Annotated in this window: 12 protein-coding genes and 2 tRNA genes; 8 read left to right on the top strand and 6 right to left on the bottom strand. The window is 43.0% G+C overall.

What is annotated here, in order from left to right; translation table 11 throughout:
• Positions 1 to 149: 149 nt before the first annotated feature.
• The 3 genes from IWT5_RS11685 to IWT5_RS11675 form a co-directional block, all read right to left on the bottom strand.
• Complete coding sequence (locus IWT5_RS11685; RefSeq protein WP_143443102.1) at positions 150 to 353, bottom strand: hypothetical protein; 204 nt, start codon at positions 351 to 353, stop codon at positions 150 to 152.
• A 60-nt stretch (positions 354 to 413) separates the two neighbouring features.
• Positions 414 to 926, bottom strand: a complete 513-nt coding sequence (locus IWT5_RS11680; RefSeq protein ID WP_089110113.1) for a CvpA family protein — start codon at positions 924 to 926, stop codon at positions 414 to 416.
• A gap of 181 nt (positions 927 to 1,107) precedes the next feature.
• Positions 1,108 to 1,180 (bottom strand) — tRNA-Glu (locus IWT5_RS11675).
• A gap of 191 nt (positions 1,181 to 1,371) precedes the next feature.
• On the opposite strand from IWT5_RS11675, the gene IWT5_RS11670 reads away from it, so the two are divergent.
• Positions 1,372 to 1,444: transfer RNA gene (locus IWT5_RS11670), tRNA-Gln, on the top strand.
• Positions 1,445 to 1,777: 333 nt separating this feature from the next.
• Here the strand turns inward: IWT5_RS11670 and IWT5_RS11665 are convergent.
• Positions 1,778 to 2,107 carry a hypothetical protein gene (locus IWT5_RS11665; RefSeq protein ID WP_089110112.1) on the bottom strand — a complete coding sequence of 110 codons (330 nt, stop codon included), beginning with the start codon at positions 2,105 to 2,107 and terminating at the stop codon, positions 1,778 to 1,780.
• 200 nt (positions 2,108 to 2,307) lie between these two features.
• Here IWT5_RS11665 and IWT5_RS11660 point away from each other — a divergent pair, with 200 nt between their 5' ends.
• Together IWT5_RS11660 and IWT5_RS11655 are read left to right on the top strand one after the other, a co-directional pair.
• Complete coding sequence (locus IWT5_RS11660) at positions 2,308 to 3,345, top strand: branched-chain amino acid aminotransferase (RefSeq protein ID WP_089110111.1); 1,038 nt, start codon at positions 2,308 to 2,310, stop codon at positions 3,343 to 3,345.
• 107 nt (positions 3,346 to 3,452) lie between these two features.
• Entirely contained in the window at positions 3,453 to 4,472 is a 1,020-nt protein-coding gene (locus IWT5_RS11655; protein ID WP_089110110.1) for a serine hydrolase domain-containing protein, read from the top strand.
• 73 nt (positions 4,473 to 4,545) lie between these two features.
• Here IWT5_RS11655 and IWT5_RS11650 read toward each other — a convergent pair whose 3' ends face one another.
• Both IWT5_RS11650 and IWT5_RS11645 read right to left on the bottom strand, forming a co-directional pair.
• Positions 4,546 to 5,250, bottom strand: coding sequence for a type 1 glutamine amidotransferase (locus IWT5_RS11650; RefSeq protein WP_089110109.1), 705 nt, complete (start codon positions 5,248 to 5,250; stop codon positions 4,546 to 4,548).
• Entirely contained in the window at positions 5,247 to 6,596 is a 1,350-nt protein-coding gene (locus IWT5_RS11645) for a Mur ligase family protein (RefSeq protein ID WP_089110108.1), read from the bottom strand. Before IWT5_RS11645 ends, IWT5_RS11650 begins: the two co-directional genes overlap by 4 nt.
• Before the next feature lie 227 nt (positions 6,597 to 6,823).
• Between IWT5_RS11645 and IWT5_RS11640 the strand changes: the two genes are divergently transcribed.
• From IWT5_RS11640 to glyA, 5 genes are all read left to right on the top strand, one after another.
• Positions 6,824 to 7,411 carry a thymidine kinase gene (locus tag IWT5_RS11640; protein WP_089110107.1) on the top strand — a complete coding sequence of 196 codons (588 nt, stop codon included), beginning with the start codon at positions 6,824 to 6,826 and terminating at the stop codon, positions 7,409 to 7,411.
• A 10-nt stretch (positions 7,412 to 7,421) separates the two neighbouring features.
• Complete coding sequence (gene prfA / locus IWT5_RS11635) at positions 7,422 to 8,501, top strand: peptide chain release factor 1 (protein WP_089110106.1); 1,080 nt, start codon at positions 7,422 to 7,424, stop codon at positions 8,499 to 8,501.
• Positions 8,494 to 9,336, top strand: a complete 843-nt coding sequence (gene prmC / locus IWT5_RS11630) for a peptide chain release factor N(5)-glutamine methyltransferase (RefSeq protein WP_089110105.1) — start codon at positions 8,494 to 8,496, stop codon at positions 9,334 to 9,336. The genes prfA and prmC overlap by 8 nt, the downstream gene beginning before the upstream one ends.
• A 35-nt stretch (positions 9,337 to 9,371) precedes the next feature.
• Positions 9,372 to 10,388, top strand: coding sequence for an L-threonylcarbamoyladenylate synthase (locus IWT5_RS11625; RefSeq protein WP_089110104.1), 1,017 nt, complete (start codon positions 9,372 to 9,374; stop codon positions 10,386 to 10,388).
• A 168-nt stretch (positions 10,389 to 10,556) separates the two neighbouring features.
• On the top strand, positions 10,557 to 11,816 hold the full coding sequence (gene glyA, locus IWT5_RS11620; protein ID WP_089110103.1) for a serine hydroxymethyltransferase: 1,260 nt from the start codon (positions 10,557 to 10,559) through the stop codon (positions 11,814 to 11,816).
• Positions 11,817 to 12,000 lie beyond the last annotated feature (184 nt).

The raw sequence follows: 12,000 nt of genomic DNA, 5'->3' as shown, positions 1-12,000 counted from the left end.
CGTGGTTGATTTTAATGAACGGGCGGGAATGCCCGTTTTGTTATTAGTTAATAGTGTACAAAAAATCTGTTATCAGTAATAGATAGAATCTATTACCAACAACAGATATTGTAGAGCCATTTTTTTGTGGTTTAATCTTAAATTGATTTTTAGACGTTGGAGAAGGCGTTAAATAACCAACTACCTAATAGGACAACGATGATGATTGCAAAAATACCAATGAAGGAGGATGCAAAAACTAGCACCAAACCGCCCAAAATTAAAAGGCCTAAGATTCTAAAAAACCAGCCAAAGAGGCCTAGAAAAAGCCGTAAGCCAAAGAATAAGAGAAGCCCTAATACAATCATTGTCATCAAGATGTTCACTTTCCTTTACAATTTATTTTTAACTATTTCCAAGGCCCATACATGTGATCATTCAGTTTGGTGAGACTGCCACATTTGAATGAATTCCTTAGACATCACAGGGGTGTTTTTAACAATGTTCTGTGCTATCGGAGAATCCTGATACTGCGTTTGAATCCATTGATTGGGAAACAGCAGTAAAAGGTTTAAAACTAAAAAGATGAGCAGATAACGAACAATAAAGTTTAAAAAAGCACCAACTAATGCATTAACTGAGTGGATGACAGGAAGTCGTGTGATCATATTCATATCTCTGCCAATTCGTCGCACGATTGAATAGGCCAGGCCAAATAATACAAAGAACACACCACCAGATAGCATTCTTGGTATTGGTATCATTGCCGAGTTTGAAGAAGTAAAGGCGTGAAATAGAAATTCAGCTAGTGCCTGACTAAAAATTGTGGCGATAAGCCACGCAATGATATATGCCAGAAGGGACATCACAACCGAGACAAACCCGCGACGGTAGCCTGACATTAGGCCAAGAGCTAAAATAATAATAATTCCCCAAGAAAAAATCATCTAATCCCTCACTTATAATCATCTATGTTAACTACTGTATCAAAACAGTGAATGGAAGCATCACTTATTGAAAGAATAAAATAAAAAATTAAACAACCGTTGCATGAGATAATAAAAAAAGCTTCAAACACCATTAAATCAGTGTTCGGAAGCTTTTCGATTAACCTCATTTGTTGATCAATCACCCGCACGGGGATCGAACCCGTAACTCCGCCTTGAGAGGGCGACGTCTTAACCAATTTGACCAGCGGGCAAGGTTATGAATGTAGCGTATTAAAATGACTTAACACAATATAATAATTTACACGATTTTACGGTAAAAGTCAATGTATCTGATAGAATATTCGTTCGGGATTGTTAATCATGCATTTTATCCTGAATTTACTGGTTTATTGTTGACAATAATTTCAAAAACCGCTAAACTATTATCTTGTCAGATAGTTATTGGGTATTCGCCAAATTGGTAAGGCAGCGGACTCTGAATCCGTAAGTTACTGGTTCGAGCCCAGTATACCCAATCATATTTTTAGCCGTTATCATTGATTTTCACCAGTCAATGATGACGGTTTTTTTATTGAATAAAATTCATTTGATTAATCTTTTTAACCAATCAAAACAGGTGTGGCATAAGTTAATATCGATAAGGATTTAATTTCTTGACGCACATACATTCTAAAATTTGTTTTAGTTCATTACTTGAATATAGCCTTAATCTGTTCTACAACTCAGATTCCTGCCATATAACACCAAATAACGCCATCCCGATGATAAAGCCCATCGGAATGAAGTTATTTGGTGTTATATTCTGGAATCTACCGAGTTGTGTCACATCTTTTTGTGTTAGCACCTTACTATTCAAAAGAGAGGTCTAACAGGTATAAATTTTGTCGTTTTAAGTGACTAGTTGTCACCCAAACTTCACGATAATCTGGTTTGGATTGCTTTGTTAGTTCGTAGAAATGATTGAGTAGATCGCCGTTTTCCCCAACGAAGGCATCAGCCATCAAATTTACGCTGAGACGGTCGCTAGGAAAGTAAATTTCAGGATTAGAAACCTTTACACTATCAGGAATACCGACTGTGATGGTGTTAGCGTACTCACGTGGCTTGAAGATCACCCGGTCTGGGTGACGGGCCACAAAAGTGAGGACGTTATAAATTGAATCTGAATTACTTGCCAAGGAGTTAACCTCTTTTCACTTTTATGCGTTTACTTGCATTCACATTGTAGCAGATGGCAGGAGCCTGCCGCAAGGATTCGGCAAAGGTGACGAGTGGTCATGAGCGTGCTTGACATCTTAGTTGATTGAGCATAAAATCTATTAAAATTAGAAAATAAAGCTCATAATTATTTAATGATAACCTTTAAGGAGTGGTTCTATTGGCAAAGGCACCAGCACCATCAGAGATTGATTGGCAAAACTTAGGGTTTAACTATCTGGATCTACCTTATCGTTTTCTAGCACATTATAAGGATGGCCAATGGGATGATGGTCAACTCACTGGCGACTCAACGTTACATATTAACGAAGGCTCGACTGCTTTACATTATGGGCAAGCGGATTTTGAGGGATTAAAAGCGTATCGGACTAAAAATGGCGATATCCAATTATTTCGGCCGGACCGTAACGCAGCTCGAATGCAACAAAGCTGTGATCGTTTATTAATGCCTTCGTTTCCAGCAGACAAGTTTATTGCAGCGGTTAAATCAGTCGTGAAGGCTAATGCTGATTACGTGCCACCATATGGGACTGGCGGTACGCTTTATTTACGGCCGCTGATGATTGGAATTGGTGAAAATATTGGTGTGCATCCCGCACCGGAATACTTATTTACTATCTTTGCGATGCCCGTTGGTGCCTATTACAAAGGTGGCGTAAAGCCAACTAACTTCACGACGTCTTATTATGATCGCGCTGCGCCTCACGGAACGGGTCAAAGTAAGGTTGGCGGTAACTATGGTGGCAGCCTGTTGCCAGGTGATGAAGCACACAAAGCTGGTTTTTCGGATGTGATTTATCTAGATCCAGCTACCCATACTAAGATCGAAGAAGCTGGATCGGCTAATTTCTTTGGTGTTACACAGAACAACGAGTTTGTCACACCCAAATCGGATTCAATTTTACCAAGTATTACGAAGTATTCACTCCTGTATTTAGCCGAACATTATCTTGGCATGAAGCCGGTAGAAGGCGATGTCTATATTGATGACCTCGACCGGTTTACTGAAGCTGGTGCTATGGGTACGGCTGCGGTGATCGCACCGATTGGCGGGATTGAGTATCAAAACCAGCTTCACGTTTTTTATAGCGAAACTGAAGTTGGTCCCGTAACGCAAAAGCTTTATGACACGTTGACAGGGATTCAATTTGGCGATGTTGAAGCACCAGAAGGCTGGATTCAAAAAATCGCCCTTTAAATGTAATCAATTTAGTAAAGATAGAGCTAGCAGCTCTCCAAATGATGGGGCAGTTGCTGGCTCTATGTTATTCTAGAGGAAAGAAGCATGAGGGAGTTTTAAACTAAATGTATGAAAAAACAGTTGAAGCGATAACTAAGTTAGTCAAAGATGGTGTAGTCCCAGGCGTAAGCTATGCTTATATTGATGGTCAGCGGGTTCAAAAGGGAATGTATGGCGCCGAAGCCCTAGTTCCTAGCTATGAGCCCTTAAAACCGAATCAACTTTATGATCTAGCCTCCTTAACAAAAGTAGTTGGCACGGTGAATGTTATTTTACAGTTGGTTACTGCTGGTAAGCTGGCACTAACGGATGCCGTGCACAGCTATCTGCCAGAATGGCAAGACACTCGGTTGACCATCAGGCATTTAATGACGCACACTTCGGGCATCACCGGGTATATCCCACATCGGAACAAATTAACGGCCAAAGAGCTGCACCAGGCGTTATTGGGGCTTCACGTTGGCGAGAATTTTGAACGAAAAATGGTGTATTCAGATATTAATTTTATTTTCCTTGGCTGGATTGCTGAACGAATACTGGGTCAGCCGATACAAACCTTAATTACCCAGTCTGTTTTACAGCCTTTAGGAATGAAAACAAGTACTTTTCAACCAGCTGACCCCTCGCAGTGCGTGCCAACAGAAGTGTCGCCAACGCGTCATCTGATTCGCGGTGTGGTCCATGACCCCAAAGCGTTTGTACTCAAAGAACGCTGTGGCTCTGCGGGCCTTTTTAGCACTTTAAATGACTTGATTTTGTTTGAAAAGGCAATGCTTTCAGATAGCAGACAGCCAATCACACAGGCTCAAAAGGGCGCCCTGTTAGCTGATCAAACACCCCTTCATCACCAGTGGCGGTCCTTTGGTTGGGCGCTGCTACAAGCCAAATTACCAACACCTCATCGCTGCATCTGGCATAGTGGTTATACGGGCACCTTTTTAGTGTTAGATTTAAAAACGCGTCAAGGAATGGTCTTTCTTTCTAACCGGGTGCACCCAGTTGCCCCCAATGAGGCTTTTTTAGCCCGTAGAAATGCAATTATCAACACTTACTTAACGGAAAAAAGTGCCTATACAGTTCAATAAGTTTGCCTGAAGGGAGACAAAAAGGCCATCACGACAGCTGTGAACAGCTATTGTGATGGCCTTTTGTTTTGATTTAAAAAGTTGCTGGAATTGGCAGTGCTTCTTGTGAAGTTAAATCAGCATCGGGATAACTGCGCTGAAGGGCAGCTACCAATAGCCGTTTAGCTAGGTTGCCGTTTCGAGTTAAAATTGGGCCGTGAAAATAAGAGCAGAAGACGTTCTTATAAATGGCGCCTTCAGTACCGTCTTCACCGTTGTTTCCCTTACCTTCGATGACGTTACCCAGCGGCCGTTCGTTCTTGCCTAAGAATGTCCGGCCTTGGTGGTTTTCAAAGCCATGGTAGGTTTCGCCGGTTTCTTCATTTTTAATCACAATATCACCGATGAAACGATGGTTATCCTGGGAAAGCGTGTAGTGATCAAGCGCACCGATACCAGGGATCTTATCGCCCTTGGCGTCGACGTAGTAGTGTCCTAATAATTGAAAGCCGCCGCAAATTGCTAACACAGGACCGCCATCTTCAATGAAATCAGTCAAAGCTTGCTTCTTCGTCTGAATATCCTTGGAAACGATAACTTGTTCAAAGTCTTGACCGCCACCGAAAAAGGCGAGGTCAAACTTATTTGCATCAAAATCCTGCTCTAAACTAACAACTTCCACGTTCAGCTTAACGTCCATTTGTTTAGCATAGTAATTCAAAGCCAAGAGATTGCCGACGTCCCCATAAGTATTCATCAGGTCGCCGTAGAGGTGAGCCACATTTAATTCGTAGGTCATGCTCCCATACCCTCCTTGATATAGCCTTGATCGGCTAATAATTTTCGTAATTGTAACACAGCGGTGTAGGTTGCCAAAACATAAACGTGTTCGGTTGGTAAAGTCTTAATCTTTTCGACCACGTCTTTTAATTCAGGTACCACTTGATGCTTGTTGTCAGGAACACCCGCGACCTTTAAACGGAAAGTGATATCTTTATACCGCTCACCGCCCGTAATGTAAGCAGGAATGTTTAAGTGGGGCAGCTTTTCAAAATTGCCATCCCAGATCCAGCTGGTATCAATACCATCAGCATAATTAGCATTTAGCAGGCCAACGAATGAGAAGGGCTTCTTGTCAGTCGCAATCATGTCGAGCACTTGATTAAGGCCCACAGGGTTTTTAACTAAGATCAAAGTGACTTGTTTGCCGTCTAAATGAATCACTTCTTGACGGCCAAAGACTTTTTTATCTTCACTAAACGCGGTGTCGATCTGCTCTGGCGTGACGCCGAGAAAACGACCCACAGCATAAGCGGCTAACGCATTATAAATGTTGTATAGGCCACCGATTTCAATCTTCATCGGGTGATTATCGACTTCAAATTCTGAGCTTGTAGGCGTCAGATCAGTTACCTTTGTCACCGCAAATTTAAGCTCGGGACGCTGGTAGCCGCAATTGGGACAGAAGTATTTGCCGAGATTACTGTAAGTGAGATATCTGTAATGCAAGATATGCTGGCAGTTAGGACATAAAACGCCGTCCGTATTCGGCTTAGCCTTGATGTCTTTTTCTTCAGGATCTTTAAAGCCATAGTAAATGACCGGGTTGGGCAGGTTCTTAGAATGAAAAATTGGGGCATCCCCATTAGCAATAATGGTAGCTTCTGGTGCTAAAGCCACACCGTCGATGATTTTTTGATAGGTGGTGTAGATTTCGCCGTAACGGTCCATTTGATCCCGAAAGATGTTGGTAAAGACGAAGGCCTTAGGTTTGATGTATTTAGTTACCTTGATGACGTTGGCTTCATCAACTTCCAACACGGCAATTGGCCGAGCCCCTTTAACTTTGGGAGCCCGCAGAAACGTTGTGACGATCCCCTGTTCCATGTTGGAGCCAGTGGGATTGGTTAGAATGTGACTGTATTTTTGCTTTAAAACGCGAACGGTTAAGGCCGTAGTCAACGTTTTACCGTTTGTCCCAGTAATGACGATGACATCGTAATTCTGTCCTAAATGTTTAAGAATCTCTGGATCGATTTTGGTGGTGATTTTGCCAGGCAGAGAACTGCCGCCCTTTAAAAACGTATGCAGAAACCAGTATGAGGATCTGCCCGCAAAGGCAGCTACGTTACTTCGTAAAGTCATTGTTTTCGCTCCTTGTCCTGTGTTGCTGTCTTAGCAGCCACAGAAACTATTTTTTCGATTTCACTAAGCATATATTTTACCATGTTTCAGTTAAATAAGCCGTGAACCAGTGCGGATTTAATTAAAAAAACGATTTCACTCGTGAATATCGACGAGCAGAGGGTGAATTTTAACGTTAAATCCGCTATAATAGATGAGAAATTTGCGAAGAGTGGAGATTGAGACTATTGGCACAGTTATTTTTTAAGTACGGGGCAATGAACAGTGGGAAAACCATTGAAATTTTAAAAGTAGCACATAATTACGAGGAACAAAATAAGCCAGTTATTATTATGACTAGCGGTAAAGACAACCGTGATGGCGTCGGTTTAGTTTCCAGTCGAATCGGTTTAAAACGCGAAGCAATTCCAGTCTTTCATGACGATGATATCTTTAAAATGGTTGAAAATATCAACCCCAAGGCTAATTGTGTCCTGATCGATGAAGCTCAATTTTTGACCAAGGCCCACGTTTTTGAGTTAGCTAAGATCGTGGATGAATTAAAGATTCCCGTGATGGCATTTGGGTTGAAGAACGACTTTCGCAACGAGTTGTTTGAAGGGTCAAAATACCTGTTGCTGTATGCTGATAAACTCGAAGAAATGAAGACAATTTGCTGGTTCTGTGCCAAAAAGGCGACAATGAATCTTCGTTTTCACGATAATAAACCGGTTTATGAGGGTGAACAGATTCAAATCGGTGGTAATGAATCATATTACCCCGTCTGCAGAAAACACTACTATAATCCACCAATGGATTTATTAGGCGAAGAATAGGAGAGTTAACATGGACGAAATGTTCGATAGATTACAAGCACTGGTCGACCGTTATGATGAACTTAACGAGCTGATCAGTGATCCAGAAGTGATTGCGGATACGCGGCGCTTCATGGAGCTGTCAAAAGAAGAAGCCGATCTCAGAGAGACGGTGGAGGCTTACCGGAAGTATCAAAAAGTAACGGGTCAAATCGATGAAGATAACGAGATGCTTCGCGAAAAACTTGACGACGATATGACCAGCATGGTCAAAGATGAATTAAAAGATCTTGAAGATCAAAAGGAAAAGCTAGAAGAACAAATCAAGGTACTGCTGCTGCCTAAGGATCCTAACGATGATAAAAACATCGTGATGGAAATTCATGGGGCTGCTGGTGGTGACGAAGCCAGTTTATTTGCGGCCGACTTATTTGATATGTATTCCCGCTATGCTGAAAAGCAGGGTTGGAAAGTTGAAATCGTTGATAAAAACGAAACTGAAGTTGGTGGCTTTAAAGAAATTGTCATGCTGATCAGTGGTGACAAAGTCTATTCTAAACTGAAATACGAGAATGGCGCTCACCGGGTTCAACGGGTACCCGTTACCGAGTCAGCGGGCCGTTTGCATACCTCTACGGCGACCGTTGGGGTGATGCCAGAAGCAGAAGACGTTGATGTTGATATTGATCCAAAGGATATTCGGACCGATGTTTACCGTTCTTCAGGTGCTGGTGGCCAACACATTAACAAAACCAGTTCAGCTGTTCGGATGACCCACTTGCCAACCGGTATCGTGGTTGCGATGCAAGATGAACGGTCACAACAGCAAAACCGTGCCAAAGCGATGAAAATTCTGCGTGCTCGTGTTTATAACTACTACCACGAACAAGAAGAAAATGCCTATGATGAAAAACGAAAGTCAGCTGTGGGAACAGGGGACCGTTCCGAACGAATCCGGACTTATAACTATCCTCAAAACCGAGTGACTGATCATCGCATTGGCCTGACCTTGAACAAGCTAGATAAAATTATGAATGGTGATTTGGATGATATCATTGATGCGTTGATCTTGTATGATCAAACGCAAAAGATGGAGCAGCTTAATGGCTAATCGTACCTACTATGAAGCCCTCAAATGGGCTTCTTTGTTTGTTCAGAAAAACCGGTTGGATGAGTCGGCTGCGACATACTTGCTGCAAGAACTCAGTCACTTGGATCAGACCCACTTGCTCATTAAATATCGTCAGCCGATTCCTACTGCCTTAGATCAGCAGTATGTTGATGCCATTCAGCAATATGTTGCAGGCGTGCCACCGCAGTATATTATTGGCACCGCCCCATTTTATGGCGAACGGTTTGTGGTTAATCCAAACGTCCTGATTCCTCGGCAGGAAACTGAAGAGTTGGTCGAATGGGTACTATCAGAACACGCGAACGCTCAATTATCAGTTCTAGATGTGGGTACGGGCAGCGGCGCAATCGGGCTGACGCTGAAAAAGCAACGGGCTGAGTGGCAAATCACACTCACTGATTTGTCTCAGGCAGCTTTGGCAGTTGCGAAGGAAAATGCTGACCGATTGAATGTTGATGTGACGCTGGTCCAAGGCAACTTATTAATGCCAGTTGCCGGTTCACGATTTGACGTGATTGTCAGTAATCCACCGTATATTTCACACGCTGAAGAGGATGAAATGGATGCGGACGTCCTCGCCAGTGAGCCATCAATGGCGCTATTTGCAGATCACCAGGGCCTCGCCATATATGAACAGTTAGCTGACCAGCTCAAGCAAGGGGTCGTTACCGCAAACGAAGTGTTTCTTGAAATTGGGTTTCACCAAGGCAGTGCAGTTAAACAGATTTTTAATGCAGCTTTTCCAAAAGCCCAAGTCATTGTTCGTCAAGATATGTCGGGCCATGACCGGATGGTTCAGGTCAAGTTGGGTTAGGGACATCATTCTTTAACCAGAATAGGAGTAATTTTATGGAAACTAAAATTTTTAAACCAGCTGAAGTTGAAGCTGCAGCTAAGCTGTTAAAACAGGGCGAATTGATTGCCTTTCCAACCGAAACAGTTTACGGATTAGGGGCAGATGCGACAAATGAACAGGCTGCTAGCAATGTTTATGCTGCCAAGGGGCGTCCCAGTGATAACCCGCTGATTGTGACGGTTTCATCCATCGAAATGGTTGAGCACTACGCGCAGCCCTTATCTGATCAAGTTAAGCAGTTAATGGCTCATTTTTGGCCCGGTTCATTAACCATTGTTTTACCGTTAAAACCAGGAACATTATCAAAGACGGTGACAGGCGGGTTGGACACTGCGGCCTTTCGAATGCCTAAAAACCAGGTGACACTTAAATTGATTGCTACCGCCGGAATTCCGATCGTTGGTCCATCTGCAAATACGTCAGGGAAGCCTAGCCCGACGCTTGCCAAACATGTTTATCATGATTTAAACGGTAAAATTGCCGGCATCGTCGACGATGGTCCGACTCAAGTAGGCGTCGAATCAACCATCATCGACATGTCAACTGAGACACCAACCATCCTTCGTCCAGGAGCAGTGACAGTAGCTGAATTGGAACAGGTCATTGGCGATGTGAAAGCTGATCATCATCATGTCGGTGCTAATGAAACGCCTAAAGCACCAGGAATGAAATACAAGCACTATGCACCAAGTGCCCAGGTAGAAATCGTTGATCACCCTGCGGACTTTGACGCGGCAATGGCATGGGCTGCAAAGCAAAATGAGGCCATTGGTGTCATGGCAACAGAAGATGTACTGGCGCAGTTGTCAGTGCCTGAAAACGTGGAAGCTTATTCTTTAGGTAAGGATATTCGTAGTGCTACTCACCTGTTATTTGCAGGGCTACGTCACTTTGATCTAGAATCTGAAGTGAAAGTGATTTTTACCGAAGGATTTGAAAATACGGGGTTAGGCGCTGCCTACATGAACCGGCTGGATAAGTCAGCTGGTGGGATGCACTTTTCAAAATAGGACTTTATACCTGAACTTTAAGTTTAAACTGGCAAGTGATGTTCGCTAAGTAACGAATGAATATCACTTGCTTTTTTGATTTGTTTGTCTTTATTCGGTCTAGACCCTTTCTTTTTAAGCTTAAATTTGTTAAACTAAGACCTATCAAATGCCAAGGAGCTGATTGAGTTGAATTACCAAACACAAGACCCGAAGTTATGGCAAGCCATTAGTCAAGAGCAGGACCGTCAACAGCATAATATTGAGTTAATTGCTTCTGAAAATATTGTTTCCCAAGCTGTTCGAGCAGCCCAAGGTTCAGTACTGACCAATAAGTATTCTGAAGGCTATCCGTCAAAACGTTACTATGGCGGAAATGAATTTATTGACGTTGTTGAGAACCTTGCCATTGAACGTGCAAAAGAACTCTTCCACGCCGAATATGCCAATGTTCAACCTCACTCTGGTTCTCAGGCAAATCAAGCAACGTACGCTGCTTTTTTGAAGCCTGGCGATACCATCTTGGGCATGGGCTTAGATTCGGGTGGTCATTTGACTCACGGTGCTAAGGTTAATTTTAGTGGTAAACTCTACGAATCATACAGTTACGGCTTGAACCCGGAAACCGAACTGCTGGATTACGATATGATTCGTGATTTAGCGTTAAAAGTTAAGCCTAAGATGATTGTTGCGGGAGCCTCAGCATACAGTCGCATTATTGACTGGCAGGCTTTCAGAGATATTGCAGACGAAGTTGGGGCTTACTTTATGGTGGATATGGCTCACATCGCCGGATTGGTTGCGACTGGGTTACACCCATCGCCAGTCGGTATTGCGGATGTCGTGACAACAACCACGCATAAAACCCTTCGCGGTCCTCGTGGCGGCTTGATCTTGTCGCAGGAAAAGTATGCTAAGCAGATCAACTCTGCCGTTTTCCCTGGGACTCAAGGCGGCCCATTGGAACACGTGATTGCAGGGAAGGCAACCACCTTCTTAGAAGACTTACAGCCAGAGTTTAAGGATTATGCGGCTCAGATTATTAAGAATGCACAGGCAATGGCTGCAGTTTTCAATGAAGCTGAGAAGGTCCGGGTTGTCTCGGGTGGAACTGATAACCACCTGATGACTTTAGACGTTAGCCAGACTGACCTGAATGGTAAACAAACTCAGGAATTATTGGATAGTGTCATGATTACGACTAATAAAGAAGCGATTCCTAACGAAAAGCTCAGTCCATTTAAGACCTCTGGGATTCGGTTGGGGACACCTGCCATTACCACGAGAGGTTTCAAGGAAGCTGATGCTAAACAAGTTGCGCAGCTGATCGTTACCGCAATTGAACACCATGATGATGAAGCCGTACTTGAACAAGTCCGACAAGGTGTGCGAGCCTTGACGGATGCACATCCAATCGATGATTATGTGGCACCGGTTAAATTTGATTAAATAAGGGCTAAAAAGGGACCTGTAATAACAGCTCAAGCGATGGTTTGTAAACCGCTTGAGCTGTTATTTTTCTACCATAAGTCAAGTATGAAGCGACTTACGAGATGAATTTATTTTGATAATGTATCGAAAATAGCGCACACTAAATAAGCCTTAAGCTTGTCTGATTTTTTGGATAATGGTA

This window comes from Secundilactobacillus mixtipabuli, from assembly GCF_002217925.1.
Lineage (GTDB): Bacteria > Bacillota > Bacilli > Lactobacillales > Lactobacillaceae > Secundilactobacillus > Secundilactobacillus mixtipabuli.
The sequence above is the reverse complement of the archived record's forward strand: the minus strand, read 5'-3'. Positions and strand labels throughout refer to the sequence as shown.

Coding starts and splice junctions, on each gene's coding strand:
- IWT5_RS11685 (WP_143443102.1), bottom strand. CDS start 353: ATGACAATGATTGTATTAGGGCTTCTCTTATTCTTTGGCTTACGGCTT.
- IWT5_RS11680 (WP_089110113.1), bottom strand. CDS start 926: ATGATTTTTTCTTGGGGAATTATTATTATTTTAGCTCTTGGCCTAATG.
- IWT5_RS11655 (WP_089110110.1), top strand. CDS start 3,453: ATGTATGAAAAAACAGTTGAAGCGATAACTAAGTTAGTCAAAGATGGT.
- IWT5_RS11650 (WP_089110109.1), bottom strand. CDS start 5,250: ATGACCTACGAATTAAATGTGGCTCACCTCTACGGCGACCTGATGAAT.
- IWT5_RS11645 (WP_089110108.1), bottom strand. CDS start 6,596: ATGACTTTACGAAGTAACGTAGCTGCCTTTGCGGGCAGATCCTCATAC.
- prfA (WP_089110106.1), top strand. CDS start 7,422: ATGGACGAAATGTTCGATAGATTACAAGCACTGGTCGACCGTTATGAT.
- prmC (WP_089110105.1), top strand. CDS start 8,494: ATGGCTAATCGTACCTACTATGAAGCCCTCAAATGGGCTTCTTTGTTT.
- IWT5_RS11625 (WP_089110104.1), top strand. CDS start 9,372: ATGGAAACTAAAATTTTTAAACCAGCTGAAGTTGAAGCTGCAGCTAAG.